Source organism: Acinetobacter sp. RIT698 (assembly GCF_009668065.1).
GTDB classification, from domain to species: domain Bacteria; phylum Pseudomonadota; class Gammaproteobacteria; order Pseudomonadales; family Moraxellaceae; genus Acinetobacter; species Acinetobacter guillouiae.
In genome coordinates, this window is sequence record NZ_WJYH01000051.1 from 1 (window position 1) to 22,427 (window position 22,427).

Consider the following 22,427-nt stretch of genomic DNA (forward strand, 5'->3'; position numbering starts at 1 on the left):
CTAGAGAGCGGGGTGTTTTTTATGTGCGGTGTTGATGGGCATGATGAAATATAAATCTGCGCAAGAATTGAAGTGCATAAATGACTGAAAATAAATATATTTTTGTAGATGCAAAAAGAAAACCCCATCATCCTGATGGGGTTTTCTTCGTATTGGTGTGTTAGATTTGACTCCTGTCGAATCTCACGTCCTGTGTGTTTTCTTATTCTCAATGAGACTTCCTGTCTCTTTATGTTTGCTATGATAAGTGCAATGTCTAGGTCCGTATATTCGCTAATCACTGCGATTGTTGTAGGTTAAAGCTTACAAGATGATCCAATTAAAAATTAAGGCCCAATTCGCTCAGTTACCAATATGAAATGGTGAGATGGATACTTTTGTTTAAAATAAATCGATAAGTCATAACAATATTGAGGGAATCTAAAATGAAGGCTTTTCGACAGTGCTTAATCTATTTACCTCTATTGCTCAGCAGTAGCTTGTTGAGTGCATGTAATGCTCAAAATAATCAAACCACTACAGCAAATTCGCTGATCAACCAGACCTATCAGATCCAAAAAGTAGCGACATTTGATGAACCTTGGGCAATGGCTGAGTTGGCTGATGGTCGTTTACTGATTACCGAAAGGAGAGGAAAGCTAAAACTGTTTGATCCTTCCACATTGAAAAGTATAGAAATTTTAGAGGTTCCCCAAGTGGCTTATGGTGGACAAGGTGGCTTAGGTGATATTGTTTTACATCCTGATTTTGCAAACAATCATCAAATTTATTTAAGTTATGCCGAAACAGGAAAAGGGGGATATGGTGCGGTTGTGATTCGTGGTGAATTAAATCTACAAGAGAAAAATCCTCGAATAATCAATATTAAAAGAATCTGGGAGCAAGTTCCTAAGGTTTCAGGACAAGGGCATTATGCACATCGAATGATTTTTGCAAAGGATGGTAAGCTCTGGATTAGTTCTGGTGAACGCCAGAAATTTGATCCTGCTCAAGATATGAATTCAAACTTAGGAAAAGTTTTAAGACTGAATGATGATGGTACTGTTGTTGCAGATAATCCATTTACTCAACAAGGTGAGATTGCAAAACAAGTATGGTCGTTGGGTCATCGTAACCCATTAGGTATGGCTTTTGATACGAAGGATCAATTGTGGGTGGTTGAAATGGGGCCTAAAGGAGGAGATGAGTTAAATCTGATTAAGAAGGGCGAAAATTATGGTTATCCGATTGTTTCCAATGGTGATCATTATTCAGGAAAACCCATTCCCGATCATGCGACGCGTCCTGAATTTAAGGCGCCAGAAATCAGTTGGACACCAGTAATATCACCCTCCAGTTTGGTCTTTTATCAAGATGAATTATTCCCGAAATGGAATCATAAAGCCTTGATTGGTGGGTTATCTTCAGAAGCGATTATTGTGGTTGATACTGAATCGAAGCCTGTCCGTGAGGTACAGCGTTTAAACATGCAGCAACGCATTCGAGATATCCATCCCGCCCATAATGGTTCGATTTGGGTTTTGGAAGATGGGAAAAATGCGGGGCTATTAAGATTGTTACCTAAGTAAAAAATTAATTTAATTCAATGGATTATTATATTATTGAAAAGATGTGGAAGCAGCTGAATTGATATCTGTTGAATTGTTAGGGTTGTCTATAAATTATGCTATTCTTTCGATTTAAAATAATATAAATCGAGAACAATAATGCCAGCAACTACAATTGAAGTTCGCTATCAATATTCTGTAGCACAAGAAGTGGGCTTAATCGATGCTGTTCATCATGCATTGGTGAGCGCTTTTAAAATTCCTGAATATGATCGTGATATTCGTTTATTGGTACATGAACCACATCGCTTTCAATGTCCACCGAATAAGCTTTATCCTGAAAAATTTACCCTGATTCGTATTGATTGTTTTGCTGGGCGTACACTGGATACCAAGCGAAATTTGTATCGCAGTATTGTAGAGAATCTATCTGTATTAGGGATTCCCAAAGATCATATCAAAATTTTATTAAGAGAAATTCCCGCTGAAAATTGGGGAATCCGTGGTGGTCAAGCTGCCTGTGATGTGGATTTGGGTTTCGATATTCAAGTCTAGCTCAACCTAATATGAATCAAAGTAGCTGGAATAGATTACTCCGTTGTTAATATTATTTAAATTCAATATGTTAATTCAGCTTGTGCGCGCTTATAAGGTGGAGTATATGCTGTGTGAAGCATATCTACGTATCATTAAACTGACGCAATATTGTCATTGAAATGACCTCAAAATGTCATGCTATTGGTTTCTAATAAAGCTCATTTAAATCAATAAAAAAGACCTTTATGAAAAAAATTGCTTACTCTGTTTTAGCGTTAGGCGTATTGGCTTTAACCGCATGTAATGATGATGACAATGATTTCTCATTTGAACCATCTGTTACTGTACCGACCTTGGTTTCATTTGCCAAACTTGAAGTCGAAACTTATGCAGCTGGTCCAAACTCAGGTGCCTTTGTAAAGGGCGCCAATGGCATATTCCCGCCTTTTAAAGGTCAGCCAGTTCAAGGCTTTTCGGGTGCTGTAAAGAACGGTGATGGCACTTATATGGTCATGGCAGACAATGGCTTTGGTACACAAGACAATTCATCTGACTTTTTACTCCGTGTTTATCAAGTAAAACCTGATTTTCGGACGAAATCGGCAGGATCTGCAAAAGTTCAAGTGATGAGCTTTATTCAGCTTCGTGATCCCAATAAATTAATACCATTTTCAATCATCAATCAAAACAGCACAGATCGTTTACTCACTGGGGCAGATTTTGATCCTGAATCGATTCAACGTACTGCGGATGGTACCTATTGGATTGGTGATGAATTTGGACCATATTTACTGCATTTTGATAAAGATGGAATACTGCTTGATGCGCCGATTGCATTACCTCATCCATTGAAAGCTGGTGTGGAATTGCGTTCTCCGCAAAATCAATTCAATAAAGCCAACATAAATTATGTAGAGCCTTTGGTTCAGCAAAGCGGTGGCTTTGAAGGAATGGCATTGTCTAAGGATGGTCAATATTTATATCCTTTGTTAGAAAAACCGTTAAAAGGCGAGACCACACAACAGTTGCTTATCTCACAATTTGATGTGAAGAAGAAAGCGTATACTGGGCGATATTATTATTTTACCTTGAATGCCAAGGCGACCAATATTGGTGACTTCCAAATGTTTGATGATAAGTCTGGCATTATCATTGAGCGTGATGCGAGTCAAAACAAGTTAGATGGTTATAAGAAGCTGATTCAAATTGAATTAGGGGATTCTGGGAAAGCGGTAAAACGTTCTGACTTAGTTGATCTTATGAATATCGCCAACCCGAATAATCTCTATGGTACAGCGCGTGATGGAGATATTGGTACAGCAACAACTTTTGCTTTTCCATTTGAAACCATTGAAGATGTGATTATTGAAAATAAAAATACTTTAACTGTTTTAAATGACAATAACTTTCCAGGTTCATCAGGACGAAATGCAAAGCGTGCGGATGATAATGAAATTATTCAGATTAAATTGCCTAAAGCATTGTATTAATACGCAATAAAATGTAGTGATGCTTCACTCTAATAGAAAGCCAGTCAATTGACTGGCTTTCTTTATACATCATTCAAGCATGAGGATTAAGCTAAACAGTCTTGTTTAGAAACTTGATCAGGGCAGCCCAATGGGTTTAAAGCACATTTTAAATCTTCAATTTGTTCATGGGTGACATAGCCTTTAGATTTTAGGTAATCTGCTACTCGGTCATCACGTAGACTTAAGAAAGCTGCATCATAAACACCTAAATCTACAAATAAAGCAGCCGCTTCTAAGCTATTAAAACGGTCTAGAAAAACATCATTGCCATACATTAGGAAAACATGGTCGTAATCTGCATGTGCATCGATTTTTAAACGAGCTGCCAATGTTGTCGGTGAGGTTTTGATAAAAAGCAAATCTGATAATTCATCAAATTGGGTCATATCTAAGATATTTTCGCCGGTTTTTACTTTACCTAACCATGCTTTAAAGACCAGTACCGCACCGCCACGCAGTAACATGCTCCACACTTGATGACGAACTTCATCATTTAAACATTCGCATTCATCTTCGAGACGTTGAACCAGTTTTTCTTCTTGTTGCGCTAATTTATCAAACAGACCTAAGCCTTGAGGATGGTAAGCAACAGGGGTAAATACATCAAATTTTAATTCCTCAAACACTTGAAGTGCTAAAGGCACAGCTGCTTGATAAATCGTGTTGAGTGCTTGGATTTGTGTGTCGTGGAGTTTGCTGTGTTTAAAAAGATCTTGCCAATCAATTTCAGGCAAGATTGCATTTGCACCATATTGACGATGAAATTGTTGAGCTTGGTGTAGCCCATGTGGAACAGTTTCTGAAATATTCATGGTTAAAAATCCTATTTAAAATTGAATTCAAGCGCTGTTTTTGTTTTCCTAAACATGAGCGTGATTTTGTCTTGAAGTAATTTTTGATTTATCTGAGATGCAATAGGAATACGACTAAAGTTGTAGATAGGGTAAAAAGTGTTTTTTTATTTTTTAAAATCATATAAATAGAAAATTGTAACTAACTATACAAGTGTATATTTACTATTTTGATGTTATTTGCCATAGAAAAGAGGGCTTTGAAGTTTTTAGTCAATAAATGGGTTCAAGTTTTGCTATTTTTTGAATGCTTTTGCACAAAGCTTAAAAAAAATTGCTATTCCACTTAAAAAATTGCGTTACAAAACCTCTAGAATGCAACGATCTAGAGGTTGTAAATGTTTCAAAACATTAAAGAAGAACGTGATCAATAAACTGAAAAGGGTTGAACGTAGTGGAAGATTATTTAGAAATCTTCAAGCCAGATAACCATGCCCGAAGAGAAGCAGGTTTCAATGGTTTCTTCAACAACACCACGTTGAGGTCTTTAACACGTTCTGGTAATTCAGGATCAGAATCTGCAGTAATCAGTGCTGAAGGAACATTTTCCTGACGGTTTTCGACAATAAAATCTAAGCCAATTTTGCCATGATTTAAATGCTGATCAACCAGCCAGACTTGAATATTTTCTTTTTGAATAATTTCCAAAGCTTGTTCAGGTTCAGTGGCTTTAAAGACTTGATAACCCCATTTGGTCAGTAGCGTTGCCATACCCTCTAAAATCGTATCATCATTGTCCAAACACAAGATTTTATAAGCTTTGGCTTTTAATGGTACCGCTTGTACAGGTGATGAAACCACTTTAGGTGCTGCTACCATTGGTACATCAATCATAAAGCATGAGCCTTTACCTAGTTCAGAGTAAACATGCACAGGATAATCAAGCAAACTGGTCATACGTTGGACGATTGCCAAACCAAGCCCTAGGCCTTGCTCACCCCATGGCGAGGTATGTCCACAACGCTCAAACTCTTGAAACAGCTTAATGCGTTGCTCTTCTGCAATCCCTGGGCCGGTATCCCAGACACCGATACGGATATGATTTGGGCGATTAGACGCGCGTAATACACCAACAATCACACGTCCACGAGCAGTATAACGTAAGGCATTGCTGACAAAGTTTTGGATGATACGGCGGATCCATTGTGGGTCGGTATCAATCCAGAATTGAGCATCATGGACACGCAATTGGATATTACGTTGTGCGGCGATTGATTTAAATTGCAGTTCTAAATCACTTAATAAATCATGCAGTGGATAAGCTTGACGTTTCGGTTGGATTGAACCACCTTCCAGCCGTGCAATGTCTAAAAGGGCAGACAACATACTCTCAGCACCATGTAAGGCACGATCAAGCTGTTGTAAGGTTTTACGATCTTCATCCGATTGTACGCTTTGTTCTAAAGCAGTACTGAATAAGCGTGCTGCGTGCATCGGTTGAAGCAAATCGTGACTGGCTGCTGCAATAAAGCGGCTTTTTGACATATTGGCTTTGTCGGCTTGCTCACGTGCCAGTTGTTGTTCAGATAAGGCATTTGCAAGCTGTTGAGTACGGTCCGACACACGTGCTTCAAGTACCGCTTCATTTTCACGGAATGCAGTAATATCCGCAAAGGTCGTAACAAAACCACCACCTTCAATGGGATTACCACGCATTTGAATCACACGGCCATCTTTACGAATCCGTTCAAATTCATGTGCGCTACCGACTTTCATCCAATGAATTCGCTTACGTACATGTTCTTCTACCGAGCCTGGACCACATTCGCCACGCTCTGCGTTATAACGAATCAAATCGGCAATTGGGCAACCGACATAGACTAAATCTTTTGGATAATCAAACAGTTTTAAATATTGGTTGTTCCATGCAACCAAACACATGTTTTCATCAACCACACTCACCCCTTGGGTCATGTGGTCAATCATGGTCATGATGAGATTTTGGTTAAAGCGTTGCCATTGTGACGCTTGGTCCAGAATATTTGCCACTTGGCCTAACGCCAAGCCATTATTGACCATAGCCGTGGTGAGTAATGTCCGTGCTGAGGCTGCACCGATTGTGCCTGCGAGGTATTGTTCAGTGAACCGCCACCACATCCCATTGGCACTGCTATTCTCATTGAGCACCACATTATTCATGGTGCAAAATTGCTGAAAGGCATGGGTTGCTGGGCCTTCACCAGTAATCCGTTTGGCAAGTGCAATCAGATCGCCAACTTTAAGTTTAGCTACATCATGGTGTAAATAATTAATATCGGTAGAGGTATTTTGTGCAGGTAAGGGCTTGGTTTCATAATAGAAAAAGCTCTCTGCCTGAATTTGCTCAGCAATACTTGGGCGATAAATACGAGAGACCCAAATATATAAAGTAATATTTAAGCCAAGTGCCCAGATTACACCATGGGTAAGCGGGGCAAAAGATTCAAAGCCAAATAAGGCTTCTGGTCTTAACCATTCAATATTTAAAGGTCCAAACATCAAAAATTGATGTGCAAACTGGCTATACTCAACTGGTAAGCTACGTAAAATCGTTGGTAATAATAAGGTATATGACCAAAGGATAAAGCCTACGACCAAGCCTGCATAAACCCCTTGGCGACTTCCACCACGCCAGTATAAACCACCAATTAAAGCTGGCGAAAATTGTGCAACTGCACTAAATGCCAATAACCCAAAGGTGGATAATTGGTCAATATCATTAAAGAAGTGGAAGAATAAAAATCCAAGTAACATTACCGCTAAAATACACACACGACGGGTAAATTTAAGTACCTGTGGTAAGCGTTTGTCATGACGAGAAAGAATGCCAAACTTCCATAGAGAAGGCATAATCAAGTCATTACTCAGCATGATGGACAGTGCCACAGACGAGACTAACAGCATACCTGTTGATGCTGAAAAACCACCTAAAAATGCCAGTAAAGATAACCAGTCTTGGTTATAACTAATTGGCAATGAGAGTACCGCAACATCAGGTATGGTGAGATATTTAGGTGCTGCATGAAGAGCCCAACTGGCAATTGGAATAATGGCAATAATGGTCAGAATCAAATATGCCGCAAACCACCGTCTTGCACCACGTATATGTTTTTCATCGCGTAATTCAACCACGGCCACATGGAACTGACGTGGTAAACAGATAATCGCCAATGAGGCCAATAAAGTTTGAACCCAAAAGGTGTCTGGCACACCAAACAGTTGTACTTCATGAAAAGTCTTTTGCACATCCTGTGAGATCTGTACAATATTTTGTGGATGATCAAAAATAAAGAAAAAGGCCACGCAGAGCAGGGCAAATAGTTTTACAAATGATTCAAAAGCAACAGCAAGCATTAAACCGCCATGTTGTTCGGTATTGGCAATTTGTCTTGTGCCAAACATCATGGCCAAGATCGCCAATACAGCGGTAAGACCAAGCACACCATTGGTGGTGGTGGAGACCACTTGGGTATTGTGATCGAGCATGACGGAAGCGCTAAGCGCAATGGCGCGTAATTGTAGTGCTAAGTAAGGAATGATGGCGATTACAGCCAAGATGGTCACTAAGGACGCTAATGTTCCACTTTTACCATAACGTGCTGCCACAAAGTCGGCAATTGAAGAAATCGCATGATGTTGTCGAACGCGACCTAAACGACGCCAAATGTCATAACCCAACCAGACAAATAATAAAGGTCCTAAATAAATCGGAAGGAAAATAATTCCCTCACGTACTGCAGCACCTGTTGCTCCATAAAATGTCCAAGATGAGCAATATACCCCCAATGTTAGACTAAAGAGAAGCATCCTGCCGCGCGTACTTAATCGACTCGCATGCTTCTCACCAAAGAAAGCACAAACGAATAGAATGAGGATGTAAAGGGCCAGAACCCCTATAATTAACCAACTGTTCATAAGGACTACAGTATAAAAAGCTGCGCCTATAATAACGCATACATGAACTGTCTCGTTTATTTTGCTCAAAATTTAACGACCAAAGTCTAAGTTACGAGAACCCCACAATATTGTTAATTTTGACCATGTAAAAAAATATTAAAAAAAGCAACCAGCGTTCTGGTCGCTTATCAAGGAGCATGGTTATGGATGAGAGACAGGTAGAGGCGATTCTACAAAATCCAAAATTCAAGGAAATGGTTGCTAAAAAAAGTAAATTAAGCTGGACATTAACAGCAATTATGTTGTTCGTTTATGTTGGATTTATGCTTTTAGTTGGCTATAACAAAGAATTTTTAATGAGTTCATTTAGTGGTGGCATCACCACTTGGGGGATTCCTTTAGGTTTAGGAATTATTGTTTTATCTTTCGTATTGTGTGGTGTGTACTCATATATTGCCAACAATAAATTGGATCAATTGAATGCAGATGCAATGAAAGAAGTCGAAGCAATCGCCCACGAAAAAGGACTGCACTAAGATGAAATGGAACTCTTTAAAGACTAAAGCAGCTCTTGCATCTACTGCACTGCTTTCTACTATTGCACAAGCAGGCCCAGATTTAGGTGAAGCTCAGCAGCAAGCGACTAACTGGCATGCAATCATTATGTTTGCAATTTTTGTTGGTTTAACCTTATTTATTACCAAATGGGCTGCAAAACAAACCACCAATACTGCAGACTTCTACACCGCTGGTGGTGGTATCTCTGGTTTCCAAAATGGTTTAGCGATTGCAGGTGACTATATGTCTGCTGCATCGTTCTTGGGTATTTCTGCATTGGTGTTTAGCTCAGGCTTTGATGGCTTGCTTTATTCACTGGGTTTCATGGTTGGCTGGCCAATCGTATTGTTCTTGGTTGCTGAGCGTTTACGTAACTTAGGTAAATATAACCTGTCTGACGTGGTTTCTTTCCGTTTAGAAGAAAAACCAGTACGTACACTTGCAGCAATCAGTTCACTTGTTGTTGTGGCTTTCTATTTGATTGCTCAAATGGTGGGTGCAGGTCAGTTGATCAAACTGTTATTTGGTTTGAACTATAACATCGCAGTTGTGATTGTTGGCCTTCTGATGATGGCTTACGTGATCTTTGGTGGGATGTTGGCGACAACTTGGGTACAGATCATTAAAGCAGTGATGTTACTTTCAGGTGCAACATTCATGGCGTTCATGGTGATGCATTCTGTCGGTTATAGCTTCTCTGAAATGTTCAAGCAATCTATTGATGTATTTGCAAAAGTACATGATGTTAGTCTTGATGATGCAACCAAAATTATGGGACCAGGCAGTTTGGCGAAAAACCCACTCGATGCTTTGTCACTTGGTTTAGCACTCATGTTTGGTACAGCTGGTTTACCACATATTCTTATGCGTTTCTTTACAGTTAAAGATGCTAAAGAAGCACGTAAATCTGTGGTTGTTGCAACAGGTTTCATTGGTTACTTCTATTTATTAACCTTCATTATCGGTTTCGGTGCGATCCTTTTCGTATCAAACAACCCACAATTTATTGATGTTGCAAAAATGGCTGTGACTGGCAAACTAGAATTAGTTGGCGGTAACAACATGGCAGCGGTACACCTTGCAGATGCAGTAGGTGGCGATCTGTTCATGGGCTTTATTTCAGCAGTTGCATTCGCAACGATTCTTGCGGTAGTTGCGGGTTTGACACTGTCAGGTGCTTCAGCAATTTCACATGACTTGTACGCAAACGTATTGAAAAAAGGTCAAACAACCCCTGAATCTGAATTACGTATGTCGAAGATTGCAACACTTGGTCTTGCGATCTTTGCGATGATCTTAGGTATTTTGTTCGAGAAACAAAACGTTGCCTTCATGGTTGGTTTAGCATTCTCTGTCGCGGCGTGTGCAAACTTCCCAGTATTGGTTCTTTCAATGTTCTGGAAAGGCTTAACCACACGTGGTGCTGTTGTAGGTGGTGTTGTCGGTCTAGTGACAGCGGTGACTTTAATTATCTTGTCTAAAGCAGTTTGGGTAGACACATTAAAAATCTCTGATACTCCAATCAACTCATTCAATGGTCCTGCAATTTTTGCCATGCCATTAGCATTCATCTGCTGCTGGTTGTTCTCTGTGACAGACAAATCTGCACGTGCAGAAGCAGAGCGCAAAGCATTTGATGCACAGTTTGTACGTTCACAAACAGGTATTGGTATCTCTGGTGCTTCAGATCACTAAGTGATTTGAGATCAGCCTAAAAAACACCTTTTCGAAGGTGTTTTTTTATGGGTGATGCAAAGCCAAAACTCAATCATCTCAGCTTGAGTGTTTGAGCGATATAAAGCTTATTTTATACAGATTGATCAGTTGAATGATCACGAAAATTGAAAGGATTTAAGAAACCCAATGAATATGTTAATTTGAATGTTTAAAAGAACAATCAGAATCAGAAAATATGCGTTCAATGATCGAATTTTGGAAAGGTTTTAAACAATTACCATCAGCATGGTTATTGTTGGTCCAACTGCTTATTTTAGTTTTATCTGTCTATACCAATGCCAGCAGAAGTTATCAAATTTTAACTTGGTTACTCGGTGTATCCGCGTTACTGATTATTGCCAAAGTGATTCGACAAACACCGACATTTACACTGTTGGGCTTAACCTTTGTCACAGGGGCATTTGTACTGTCCTTTCTAATGTTGATCGGTTTTCATTCTGTTACTTTGCAAATCTTTGCACATTCATTTGAAGCAGCCGCTTATTTTTGTGCAGCATATGGTCTAATCCGTTATATGTTTGCAGATCGTTATTTAACCAAAGATGAGCTGTTTGCTGCAGGTGCAGTATTTACCCTGATCGCATGGGGATTTGCCTTCTTATACAGTATTTGTCAATTGCTGGTTCCGCAGAGTTTTCAAAACCCAAATCATGTTGCGGACTACCAATCTTGGCTGGATTTATTGTTCATTAGTTTTAGTCTGCAATCGGCAACGGGATTGTCCGATTTGATTCCTGTTGCACCTGCTGCGCGGGTGATTTCAATGTTGCAAATGTTCTGTGGTGTGATGTATTTTGCCCTGATCGTCTCACGGATGATTGCCCTGCAATATATTGAAAATAAACCAAAATCATGAGCTAATGATCTTGTTACATTTAGTAAATTGTTGAAAATGTTAATTTAAATTATAATGTGGCCTGAATCCAATCGCTGTTCTACAGGATTCGTCTTTTTTCACACCTGTGAATGCCTTTTTTTGACTTTAAAAAGTCTGTCCATTGAGTATAAAAACCTGGGGGAAATATGCCTTCCAAAAAAATCACTTGGTTTGACAATGTCAATCCAAATGTTTTCTTGAGCACTGTTGGAATTATTGCGCTTTTTTTAGCCGTTGTTGTCTTTGCACCAAATGCCTTTGAACTGATTACCCAAAGGATGAACCGCTGGATCACCGATTCATTTAGTTGGTTCTATGTTTTATCTGTCGCAATATTTTTAATTGTGCTGATTTTTATTGCCTTTTCTGACATGGGTAAAATCAAACTTGGACCTGATCATAGTCAGCCTGAGTATAGTAATGGGTCATGGTTTGCCATGCTATTTACTGCGGGTATGGGGATCGGGTTAATGTTCTTCAGTGTTGCAGAACCTGTCATGCATTATGTCAATCCACCTGCTGGTGATCCACAAACCATTGAATCTGCACAAGAAGCAATGAGAATTACCTTTTTTCATTGGGGCTTACATGCTTGGGCTATCTATGCAGTTGTTGGCTTAACGCTGGCTTATTTTGCTTTTCGCTATAACTTGCCACTCAAAGTTCGTTCGGGTTTGTTTCCGATTATTGGTCAACGAATTCATGGCCCAATCGGAGATGCGGTCGATACTTTTGCCACCATTGGTACGGTATTTGGTGTGGCTACCACGTTAGGATTTGGGGTAACGCAAATTAACTCTGGCTTAAATTATTTATTTGGCTGGGAAAGTAATATTAGCACCCAAATCTTTTTGATTATTGTGGTGAGTACGCTGGCTTCGTTGTCGGTTTTCCTCGGATTAGACAAAGGAATTAAACGACTCTCTGAACTGAATCTGATTTTAGCTTTGGTATTGTTAGGCTTTGTATTCCTCGCCAGTTCCAGTATTTATATCCTACAAGCAACCATTCAAAACGCTGGACAATATATTTCGAATTTGTTTAGCATGACCTTTAATTTATATGCTTATCAATCAAATGGCTGGATTGGTGGTTGGACCATCATGTATTGGGCATGGTGGATTTCTTGGTCACCATTTGTTGGTATGTTTATTGCGCGTGTTTCAAAAGGTCGAACCATTCGAGAGTTTATTGTTGGGGTACTGCTTATTCCGACAGGCTTTACCTTGATCTGGATGGGTTTTATTGGCAATGCTGCCTTGTTCAGTATTATGGAACAAGGGCAGGTTGGGCTAATTTCTGCGGTACAAAAAGATTCATCAGTTGCATTGTTTGAATTTTTAACCCATCTGCCTTTTTCAGGTGTGTTTAGTCTTATTGCAACACTGCTGGTGGTGTTGTTCTTCGTTACCTCCGCGGATTCTGGTGCATTGGTGACCGATTATCTCACTGCGAAAACAGAAAATTCGCCGATATGGCAACGCTTGTTCTGGACTGTTTTAATGGCGGTCTTGTCGATCATTCTTTTAATGGTTGGTGGGCTAGGCGCGCTACAATCGGCCACCATGATGAGTGCACTACCATTCACTTTTATTATGCTGCTGTTGTGTTGGGGCTTAGTCAAAGCATTGCGCTTAGATGTCACCAAAATGCAGGCTTTACAAGTGGCAAGAATCACGCCGAGAGCTGTGCAAAACCCACGCAGCTGGCAGCAACGTTTAGGCTTAATCATGCACTATCCGCATACGCTGGCTGAAGTACAACACTATATTCAGGTTGATGTGATTAAGGCTTTTGAAAGTATTCGTTTTGAGTTTAAACGCCGTGATTTAAATGTGGTGATTAAAGAAACTGAAGACGGTGTTCAACTGAGTGTGGATCATCATGATGAGTTCAATTTTATCTATAAAGTCATTGCACGCAAAATGGTTGCGCCAAGCTTTATGATGAATGAAGAACATCAGGAAACCGATGATTTTTATCAAGCAGAAATATTTTTAAGAGAAGGTGGTCAAAACTATGATGTGATGGAGTGGACGCAAGAAGACTTGATTCAAGACATCATTGACCAATATGAACGTCATCTACATTTCTTAAATGTACTGAGAAACTAAGTTGTTTATTTAAAAACAAAGGCAATAAAAAAGGACTCGTATGAGTCCTTTTTTTGATTCAATTTCTAAGCAACTTAGAAACGGAATTTAGCGTTTAAGCCAACAGTTTGCGTATCACCAACATAGGCAACAGGTTGATCTTTTTTCGCTTCGTAGTTTGCATTTACGTAGCTTGCACCAACTGCAATCGCAGGAGTGATGAAGTAGTTTACGTTTGCACCCCAAGCTGAATCTGGAGAACCTTCGTAGCTAGATGCTGCGTAAGAAGCACCAACGCTTAATTGTGGGTTCAAATAGAAATCAGTTTTGAACTGGTATGCAGTCGCATCACCATAGATAATGCCTGATTCAAACGCTAAAGACATATTTGTACCGTCAATACCGCCAACGTATTTAGCACGTGCAGTGATTGCGTCTTGGTCTTCACCAATTGTTGCAGCTTCAGCAGTCGCTTTAGCAACGCCGTTACCCATAACATTGAATGCATCTAAAGCAACTTGGTCAGCAACGTTAGTATAACCAACAGCGACTAAGAAGTTTTGAGTAGGAAGAGCACCCACTTCTAATGCAAAACGATCGCCTTGATCATTTGACCAGCCATTTTTACCGTCAAGGATTGTGTGGCTATAAGAAGCACTTGCATATGCAGGTACATATGGAGTAGGAACATAAAGTTCAGCTTTAGCGCCGTAGTTATGTGCAACTACATCAGCGTCTAATTCGCCATAGTTATATGCTAAAGAAACATTCGAAGCTTGGTTTAAGAACGCCGCTTCAGCCAATGGACCTTTTGAAGAGTCAACATTTTTGAAGTAGTAAGTACCTTGCAAACCGCCAGTGAAATCTTTGTCATTTACAGTTGTATCGATATACTCTGATTGACCTTGAATTTCAAATTGGTATGCTTGAGCGCCGGTCATGGCTAATAATAAAGCAGTGGCTAAACCGAGTTTTTTCATAATCTTTTCCAATAGGAGAAATTGGTGAAACAGACGGCATTGTATTGTAACAAGATATTAAGTCAATGACGTTTAAGGCCGCTGTTTACAAAGTAGATACATGAAATTTACATTGTTTAAAAAACGTACATTTGAACAGCTTTACGTCAACCTGGAAAAAAACTTAATTAGAACAACAGACTAAATTCAGACAAAAGTTTTATTTCATATAAAACAGAGATCAAATTGTTAAATTAATACATTTATTTTATTGTTTATTTGTGTTTTTTGATCGATATTACCGATGGTTGTTTTGCGATCAATGTCAAGAAAATGTCATTAAATTCTGCCTATTTTTAGAATTAATTTGTGATTGTATAATCATTTCATGTGAATATTGTTGTTTTATTCTCAATTATTTATAAAAACGATAATTAATTTATATCCGATCAATTTAATAGGTTTTACAAAGTAAAAGATATTTTGGATAATGAGTCAATAAAGTTCATTCATTTTAAATGAATTTTTTTGAGATTTTGAGTTTATATGCCCAGCTTTCCCCAAGGTTGGGCTTTTTTTATTTAAAAATTCAAAGCAAATCGCATTAAATAGATCATAAAAATATTGCACCAATATATAGCATAAATAAGCAAAAGATGAATTATGTTGGCATGATTCTTGCCAAAAAAAATCCCAATTTTCAAAGAAAACTGGGATTTTTCGCCAAAATCTGGAGCAAATCAATAAATTCTGCTGAGGAATATTAATAAATTGCCCTAATGAGGTGCATTATGCACCAATATATTGCACATGTAAATATTTTCTTACATTCAATTTAAAAAATAATTCATGGGCTCATCTACACTATTTCAGATAGAGTCGATGCCTAAGTAAAGTTTATGAGTAATAACATATTTAAAATAAAAAGCAGTGTATTGATCATCCTGAGTAGTTTGGCTTTTTCAGGTTGTGTTTCGAAGCTTAATTTGTATGATCCAGCTTCATCACAAAGAACAAGTGAAATTCCGTTGTTGTTTAATTATGCGCAAACTCAAGCCGTCTTTGTGACTTATGACGGAACTCAATTTAAACGCTATGGGAATGATTTAAATAGAGCCAAGACTGCGTATATTCCAGCCTCTACTTTTAAAATGTTGAATGCCTTAATTGGTTTGCAACATGCGAAAACGACAAATACAGAAGTATTTAAGTGGAATGGTGAAAAAAGATCTTTTCCCGCATGGGAAAAAGATATGACCTTGGCACAAGCAATGCAGGCTTCCGCCGTACCTGTATATCAGGAGTTGGCACGACGTATTGGTTTGGATTTGATGAGTCAAGAAGTCAAACGTGTTGGTTTTGGTAATACACAAATTGGTCAACAGGTGGATAATTTCTGGTTGGTTGGTCCATTGAAAATCACCCCAGAGCAAGAAGCTAAATTTGCTTATCAATTGGCAAAGAAAACATTGCCTTTTGATGATGCTGTACAACAGCAAGTCAAAGATATGCTTTATGTCGAAAGACGTGGTGATTCCAAGCTCTATGCCAAAAGTGGCTGGGGAATGGATGTTGAGCCACAAGTGGGTTGGTATACAGGATGGATAGAACAGCCGAATGGTCAGATCACCGCTTTTGCTTTAAATATGCACATGCAGACAGGAGATGATCCTGCCGAACGTAAGCAACTGACATTAAGTATCTTAGATAAATTAGGCTTATTCTTTTATTTGAGATAAATGCAGTAGGTAAAAAAATGCCCAGTTTATTGGGGGAAACTGGGCAATAAAAAAGATATATTTTCAAATAATGAGAATTTCTATCTGAGTCTAATTTTATGCAAATTCTATTTATATGTAAAATGTGAATTTTGAATATTACTCATCTATAAAAACGATAATATAAAGCAGTTGAACGCTGTAGATTAAACTTGATTATGTGGAGTAGTTTATGTGTATATATTCTATAATATAAACAAAATTTTTTAGCTTTATTACGATATAACTTCCCACAGGACCATGGTGATGGTGCATGAACTCAGATCAGAACAAATAAGCACGCGTTTGCTTATCCTCATGTCAGTCATCATTTTGTCTGTTTTGTTAATTGCTGTTCCACAAATCATCAGTAATTATCGAGAGTATAGCCGAGCAAATCGAGCTTTAGTCAATATTCAAGCCTTGCAAGTTTTTGCTGAAACATCCAATAAAATTTCACGGGAAAGAGCGCCAACAAATAAAGCAATGTCGAGCTCGACAGCAAATTTTCCAGACAGAATAAAAGAATTGCAGGACTATCGTAAGGACGTAGATCAACAGATTAATTTAACCGTAGAGACCTTAAACAAGGCGGGGTTTACCAGTTTGGCGGATCAAGTAGATGTTCAATTAAGACATGATTTGAACATCGCCCGTAAACAAGTCGATGCTTATTTAGCCTTGCCGTTAAAAGAACGTAATTCAGTGCAAATGGATCAAGTGATTCAGGGAATGTTTCGGGCATGGGACAGTTGTAGAGCCATGTTGCAGCAATTAATTAACCATTCAAAAAAGAATAATAGCGATGTGACAGATTATGCTTCAATTGTGCTGATATTGGCTGATTTACGTGATCAATCTGGACGAGTCGCGTCCAATATCATGGCACCCCTAAGCTTTTCCGAACCATTGCCTGAATATAACAAAGCACGCTCATTACAAACGCAAGAACAGGTTAAATATTTATGGCGTTTGATGGATACCATGCAAATAGAATCCTTAAAAACCCCTGAGTATCTTTATTTATATGGTCAAGTAAAAACTCAATTTATTGACCAAGGTTTACCCATTGTAAATCGTTTGGTGCAAGAGAGTAGAAATCAGCAGCCTTATTTTTTAACGGCAAACCAACTGACAGATGCAATCGTGGATAAGTTTACCACGGTGGTAAATTTACAAAAATATCTACTTGAAACCCACGCCTTAAGTGCGCGTCATCGAATGGAATCGGAGCAACGTCAATTTTTTATCACTTTATTTATTTCTCTTTTGTCATTGTCGGTAGCAGTTTTTACGATGTTATATACACGTAAAAAGTTATTTGAACCCTTGATATATGCAAGAAATATGATCTTAGAGTTATCACAAGTTCAAGAGCGTGATTATATAGGTGCAGCTTCGATACAAACCAAAGAGGTGCATACCCTAACCGATGCATTGGATAAATTAAAAGAAATGCTCAAGCAACGCGATGCTTTTGAATTTCAATTACAAAATAGTGCCAACACCGACAGCTTAACCGGTGTTTCAAATCGACTCGCTTTAGAGGTTTATTTAAAAAATATCGCAACACAACCTGATCGCTTTCAAGAGTTGACCTTGATCATGGTGGATATTGATAATTTTAAATATGTGAATGATCGCTTTGGACATATTTTAGGTGATTCGGTTATTGTTGAAATTGCTCGATGTTTAAAAGCAAATATTGCGCAATCCGATTTAATTGTACGTTTTGGTGGTGATGAGTTTTTGATTTTAATTGATCGCATCCAATGGGATTGGGCATTACAAATTTCTGAAAGTATTTTGGCTGATGTATCACGGTTAAATTTTAATAGTTCGATGTCTAACGAACAGCTGAATGTTTCTGTCAGTATTGGCGTGGCAACAGGGGCTGAAAGTTGGGAAGCTTTGTTTAATCGGGCAGATGCATCGCTATTTAAAGCCAAAGCACAAGGTCGAAATAAAGTTGTGGGATGATCGATAGGGTATCTTGATGATGATTAACCCGTTTGAAAATGTTGATTTATCGTCAGCATTTAATGATAAAAATACTGAATTATTTTGAAGTGACTTTAAGCAACTCAGCATACAATTGATTTAAAAATCGTTGCTGTTCGGCATTGTCTTTAAAGTAGCGTTGATAAAGCACACTACAGCTTTCCACATCAACAATATTACTTGGATTAAATGACCAATCCTCTGTATTTTTAATACTAATCCCTAGATCATCACCACAACGTTGCCACTGTTTGGAGAAGCCAGATTTTTGATTGGGAGCAAGCTGCTTAAATTCTGCGTTAAGGCTAAAGCCGCGCATTTCTGAGTTGCTGAATTTGTTGATCGCACTGATTGGCACACCAGCCCATATAATGGTTTGTCCACTCGGCAATGAGATGCCTTTCAGTTTACTTTCATTCATTAACTGACTTTGTCTGCCTGTTTTAAAGCCCTGTTTTTCATAGGTCAAAGTTGAGCCAGCAGGAAGCTGTATTTTTTTAATCAGTAAGGGTTGGGTGGTTATAAAATAAGGATTGTCGGGTCTGCCATTACCACCCGCAATGTTTATGCTACAACTGCTGAGTAAACAGATACTTGGGACTAAAAGGCATGAGTAAAGAAGCTTCATAAGGAAAATATCCTGTGCTATGCATTGATCTTGCCTTGTTTAAATTAGAAATGCAAAATTTGCTTTAAAAAATCCCAAAATTAAGCAGATGATTATTGAAATATAGGATGAAAAAAGGCTGAGAATCTGAGTTTTATAAAAATTATATGAGCTATTTAATTTCGAGCTTAGCTGATTAATCTCCTCCTAAGTCCTGTGGGATAAAGAGAGAAACTCCCTCCTTATTTAAAGGAGGGAAGGGAAGATGCAGTGAATTACTTTAACAACGGCTTTAAGAATTTCGCTGTATGTGAAACTTTAGATTTCACCACCTGTTCTGGGGTACCTTCCGCAATAATCTGACCACCACCTGCACCACCTTCAGGGCCTAAATCAATCACCCAGTCCGCCGTCTTAATCACATCGAGATTATGCTCAATCACAACAATGGTATTGCCCTTATTGCGTAGTTCATGAAGAATATCGAGCAGTTTGGCAATATCGTGGAAATGCAAACCAGTGGTTGGTTCATCCAGTACATACAAGGTTTTACCTGTATCACGCTTTGCTAGCTCACGTGCCAGTTTGACTCGTTGCGCTTCACCACCAGATAACGTTGTTGCAGACTGACCTAAGCGGATATAGCCTAACCCGACTTGGTTTAAGGTTTCCAAACGACGGTGAATCACAGGGATTGCATCAAAGAAATGCATCGCATCTTCGACAGTCATTTCCAATACATCAGAAATATTTTTGCCTTTATAACCAACTTCCAAAGTTTCACGGTTATAGCGCTGACCATGGCAGTTATCACAAGGCACGTACATATCGGGTAAGAAGTGCATGGCAACTTTGATCATACCATCCCCCTCACACACCTCACAGCGCCCGCCTTTGACGTTAAATGAGAAACGACCTGCAGCATAACCACGGGCTTTGGCTTCAGGGGTTTGTGCAAACAATTCACGAATCGGGGTAAACAAACCGGTATATGTCGCTGGGTTGGAACGTGGAGTACGTCCAATAGGGCTTTGGTCAATGTCTACCACTTTATCAAGGAACTGTAAGCCATCAATCGAATCAAACTTTTCAGCAGTTAAGGTGGTTGCACCATTTAATTGCGTTGCAGCAAGTGGTAACAGGGTACGGTTAATTAAGGTTGATTTACCTGAACCCGAAACACCTGTCACACAAGTCATCACACCTAAAGGAATCGTCAAATCAACATTTTGTAAGTTATGCCCTGATGCGCCCATCAGTTTAATTTGTTCTTCAGGCTTAGGTGGTTTAACCCGCTCTTTGGGCACCGCAATTTTTAACTTACCAGATAGGTATTTTCCTGTCAGTGAGTTCTCATTGGCTGCGAGTTCATCATAGGTTCCCTCGGCAATGATATGACCGCCATGTACACCAGCCCCCGGACCGATATCAATAATATGGTCTGCTGCACGAATTGCATCTTCATCATGCTCAACCACTAAAACTGTATTACCCAGATCACGCAAACGAACCAGTGTTTCAAGTAAACGATCATTATCACGTTGGTGTAAACCAATGGATGGCTCATCTAAAACGTACATCACCCCCATTAGACCAGCACCAATTTGTGAGGCTAGGCGGATACGTTGTGCTTCACCACCTGAAAGCGTTTCAGCAGAGCGAGACAGGCTTAAATAATTTAAACCGACTGATACAAGAAAGTGCAAACGCTCGCGAATTTCTTTAAAAATCTTATCGGCAATTTCACCTTTGGCACCTTCAAGATTTAAATCTTGATAGTAGCTTTCAGCATCACCAATCGACATTTTGGTAATTTGGGCAATAGTTTTGTCTTTAACACGCACATGACGTGAAATTTCATTTAAACGTGAACCGCCACAAGCATCACAAGCGGCATTGGATAAATACTGCGCCAGATCATCACGGACATAATTAGATTCAGTTTCACGATAACGACGCTCTAAATGAGGCAAAATGCCTTCAAAAGGTTGTACACGATTGTGTTTACGACCACGCTCATCGATATAGCTAAGATCGACTTTTTCTTTTCCTGTACCATAAAGAAATTTCTTTTTTGTATCAGCATCGAGTTCATTCCAAGGCGTGTCTAAAGAAAACCCAAAATGATCTGCAACTTTCTGAATCATGCTGTAATAGTATGGACGTTGTCTGTCCCAGCCGCGGATTGCGCCTTGGCTAATAGAAACATCTGGACTTGGAATGAGTTTTTCAGCACTGAAATGACTACGAGTACCTAAACCGTCGCAGACAGGACAGGCACCAAATGGATTATTGAACGAGAACAAACGTGGTTCGAGTTCAGCAACAGCACGGTCGCATTCAGGGCATGAATGTTTTGCTGAAAATACACGGTCAGGATGTTCACCACCCATCCACGATAAAATCGCCAGATCACTGCCTAAACGTAAGGCTGTTTCAAAGCTTTCGGCAATTCGGTTGCCTAAGTCATCACGGACTTTAAAGCGGTCAACCACAACTTCAATGGTGTGCTTTTTCTTTTTATCGAGTTCTGGTGGTGTATCGATATCAATCACTTCACCATCCACGCGCGCGCGGACAAAACCTTGGCTTTGTAATTGCTCAAACAGGTTGCTGTATTCGCCTTTACGCTCACGAACAACTGGTGCAAGGAGCATCAACGCTGTACCTTCTTCCAGTCCTTTCACTGCATCGACCATTTCAGAAACAGTTTGTGCAACCATCGGCAAGTCATGCTCTGGGCAGTAAGGTGTACCAACGCGTGCATAGAGTAAACGTAAATAGTCGTAGATTTCAGTAATGGTTCCCACGGTTGAACGTGGGTTATGGCTGGTAGATTTCTGTTCAATCGCAATCGCAGGGCTTAAACCTTCAATTGAATCAACTTCAGGCTTTTCCATTTGTGAAAGGAACTGACGTGCATAAGCAGATAAAGATTCGACATAACGGCGCTGACCCTCTGCATATAAGGTATCGAAAGCCAGAGATGATTTCCCTGAGCCTGAGAGTCCTGTGATGACCACAAACTTGTCACGTGGAATATCGAGTGACACATTTTTTAAATTATGGGTACGTGCGCCTCGAATACGGATATGACTTTGACTCATAAAAGCTTTCTCGAAATTATGCGAATTAAAGGGGTATATGATAGCGATTTAATTTTGTTCAAGCTGTAAAAAATAGTTTTTAAACGACAAATTGTGTCATGTAACTGACCATTTAAAACTGTGATGGAGTTTGAGTTTTTGAATAAAATAATAAGATTCATATGTTTATGATAGTTTTAAACAATTCTTAGGGTCGCATTCAGCTACTTTAAAATCAAAGCTATAATTTATTTAAAATAAGTCATTGAAGAAAAATGAGATATGCAGTCAGTTTTTTGATGCTGTGCTGATTTCTGAATACTTATTTCGATATTGCATAGGGTAGAACGAATAAACCAGATCAGCTTCAAGATTGGTCCTGTGATGCAATCAATAACCACTTATCTAA

The 22,427-nt window shown here is 39.1% G+C and carries 14 protein-coding genes; 9 read left to right on the top strand and 5 right to left on the bottom strand.

Going from position 1 to position 22,427, the window contains the following annotated elements; genetic code table 11:
- Positions 1–425 precede the first annotated feature (425 nt).
- The 3 genes from GJV03_RS17810 (at position 426) to GJV03_RS17820 (ending at position 3,574) form a co-directional block, all read left to right on the top strand.
- Positions 426–1,568, top strand: coding sequence for a PQQ-dependent sugar dehydrogenase (locus tag GJV03_RS17810; protein WP_154130732.1), 1,143 nt, complete (start codon positions 426–428; stop codon positions 1,566–1,568).
- Positions 1,569–1,706: 138 nt separating this feature from the next.
- Complete coding sequence (locus GJV03_RS17815) at positions 1,707–2,102, top strand: tautomerase family protein (protein ID WP_004725218.1); 396 nt, start codon at positions 1,707–1,709, stop codon at positions 2,100–2,102.
- A gap of 227 nt (positions 2,103–2,329) precedes the next feature.
- Positions 2,330–3,574, top strand: a complete 1,245-nt coding sequence (locus GJV03_RS17820; RefSeq protein ID WP_154130733.1) for an esterase-like activity of phytase family protein — start codon at positions 2,330–2,332, stop codon at positions 3,572–3,574.
- 86 nt (positions 3,575–3,660) lie between these two features.
- Here the strand turns inward: GJV03_RS17820 and GJV03_RS17825 are convergent, their stop codons facing one another.
- Together GJV03_RS17825 and GJV03_RS17830 are read right to left on the bottom strand one after the other, a co-directional pair.
- Positions 3,661–4,428 carry a hypothetical protein gene (locus GJV03_RS17825; protein WP_034612732.1) on the bottom strand — a complete coding sequence of 256 codons (768 nt, stop codon included), beginning with the start codon at positions 4,426–4,428 and terminating at the stop codon, positions 3,661–3,663.
- Between the two features lie 441 nt (positions 4,429–4,869).
- The gene (locus GJV03_RS17830) at positions 4,870–8,361 is read right to left on the bottom strand and encodes a PAS domain-containing hybrid sensor histidine kinase/response regulator (RefSeq protein ID WP_105713782.1); all 3,492 of its coding nucleotides are present in this window, start codon (positions 8,359–8,361) and stop codon (positions 4,870–4,872) included.
- A gap of 185 nt (positions 8,362–8,546) precedes the next feature.
- Between GJV03_RS17830 and GJV03_RS17835 the strand changes: the two genes are divergently transcribed.
- The 4 genes from GJV03_RS17835 (at position 8,547) to GJV03_RS17850 (ending at position 13,629) form a co-directional block, all read left to right on the top strand.
- Positions 8,547–8,879 (top strand): DUF485 domain-containing protein, encoded by a 333-nt coding sequence (locus tag GJV03_RS17835; RefSeq protein WP_004725226.1) that lies wholly within the window; start codon positions 8,547–8,549, stop codon positions 8,877–8,879.
- Position 8,880: 1 nt separating this feature from the next.
- Positions 8,881–10,596, top strand: coding sequence for a cation acetate symporter (locus GJV03_RS17840; RefSeq protein WP_154130734.1), 1,716 nt, complete (start codon positions 8,881–8,883; stop codon positions 10,594–10,596).
- Positions 10,597–10,813: 217 nt separating this feature from the next.
- Positions 10,814–11,494 (top strand): ion channel, encoded by a 681-nt coding sequence (locus tag GJV03_RS17845; RefSeq protein WP_034612723.1) that lies wholly within the window; start codon positions 10,814–10,816, stop codon positions 11,492–11,494.
- A 167-nt stretch (positions 11,495–11,661) separates the two neighbouring features.
- Positions 11,662–13,629, top strand: coding sequence for a BCCT family transporter (locus GJV03_RS17850; RefSeq protein ID WP_151956280.1), 1,968 nt, complete (start codon positions 11,662–11,664; stop codon positions 13,627–13,629).
- Positions 13,630–13,703: 74 nt separating this feature from the next.
- Here GJV03_RS17850 and omp33-36 read toward each other — a convergent pair whose 3' ends face one another.
- Positions 13,704–14,588, bottom strand: a complete 885-nt coding sequence (omp33-36, locus tag GJV03_RS17855; protein ID WP_105713785.1) for a porin Omp33-36 — start codon at positions 14,586–14,588, stop codon at positions 13,704–13,706.
- Positions 14,589–15,466: 878 nt separating this feature from the next.
- On the opposite strand from omp33-36, the gene blaOXA reads away from it, so the two are divergent.
- Complete coding sequence (gene blaOXA / locus GJV03_RS17860; RefSeq protein ID WP_105713786.1) at positions 15,467–16,306, top strand: OXA-274 family carbapenem-hydrolyzing class D beta-lactamase; 840 nt, start codon at positions 15,467–15,469, stop codon at positions 16,304–16,306.
- A gap of 285 nt (positions 16,307–16,591) precedes the next feature.
- A complete protein-coding gene (locus GJV03_RS17865; protein ID WP_004725238.1) occupies positions 16,592–18,304 on the top strand; it encodes a GGDEF domain-containing protein in 1,713 nt (570 codons plus the stop codon).
- 79 nt (positions 18,305–18,383) lie between these two features.
- Here the strand turns inward: GJV03_RS17865 and GJV03_RS17870 are convergent, their stop codons facing one another.
- Positions 18,384–18,953 (bottom strand): hypothetical protein, encoded by a 570-nt coding sequence (locus GJV03_RS17870; RefSeq protein ID WP_154130735.1) that lies wholly within the window; start codon positions 18,951–18,953, stop codon positions 18,384–18,386.
- 254 nt (positions 18,954–19,207) lie between these two features.
- Positions 19,208–22,039: an excinuclease ABC subunit UvrA gene (gene uvrA, locus GJV03_RS17875; RefSeq protein WP_004816511.1), complete on the bottom strand. Its 2,832-nt coding sequence runs from the start codon at positions 22,037–22,039 to the stop codon at positions 19,208–19,210.
- Positions 22,040–22,427 lie beyond the last annotated feature (388 nt).

Coding starts and splice junctions, on each gene's coding strand:
- GJV03_RS17810 (WP_154130732.1), top strand. CDS start 426: ATGAAGGCTTTTCGACAGTGCTTAATCTATTTACCTCTATTGCTCAGC.
- GJV03_RS17815 (WP_004725218.1), top strand. CDS start 1,707: ATGCCAGCAACTACAATTGAAGTTCGCTATCAATATTCTGTAGCACAA.
- GJV03_RS17820 (WP_154130733.1), top strand. CDS start 2,330: ATGAAAAAAATTGCTTACTCTGTTTTAGCGTTAGGCGTATTGGCTTTA.
- GJV03_RS17825 (WP_034612732.1), bottom strand. CDS start 4,428: ATGAATATTTCAGAAACTGTTCCACATGGGCTACACCAAGCTCAACAA.
- GJV03_RS17830 (WP_105713782.1), bottom strand. CDS start 8,361: ATGAACAGTTGGTTAATTATAGGGGTTCTGGCCCTTTACATCCTCATT.
- GJV03_RS17835 (WP_004725226.1), top strand. CDS start 8,547: ATGGATGAGAGACAGGTAGAGGCGATTCTACAAAATCCAAAATTCAAG.
- GJV03_RS17840 (WP_154130734.1), top strand. CDS start 8,881: ATGAAATGGAACTCTTTAAAGACTAAAGCAGCTCTTGCATCTACTGCA.
- GJV03_RS17845 (WP_034612723.1), top strand. CDS start 10,814: ATGCGTTCAATGATCGAATTTTGGAAAGGTTTTAAACAATTACCATCA.
- GJV03_RS17850 (WP_151956280.1), top strand. CDS start 11,662: ATGCCTTCCAAAAAAATCACTTGGTTTGACAATGTCAATCCAAATGTT.
- omp33-36 (WP_105713785.1), bottom strand. CDS start 14,588: ATGAAAAAACTCGGTTTAGCCACTGCTTTATTATTAGCCATGACCGGC.
- blaOXA (WP_105713786.1), top strand. CDS start 15,467: ATGAGTAATAACATATTTAAAATAAAAAGCAGTGTATTGATCATCCTG.
- GJV03_RS17865 (WP_004725238.1), top strand. CDS start 16,592: ATGGTGCATGAACTCAGATCAGAACAAATAAGCACGCGTTTGCTTATC.
- GJV03_RS17870 (WP_154130735.1), bottom strand. CDS start 18,953: ATGAAGCTTCTTTACTCATGCCTTTTAGTCCCAAGTATCTGTTTACTC.
- uvrA (WP_004816511.1), bottom strand. CDS start 22,039: ATGAGTCAAAGTCATATCCGTATTCGAGGCGCACGTACCCATAATTTA.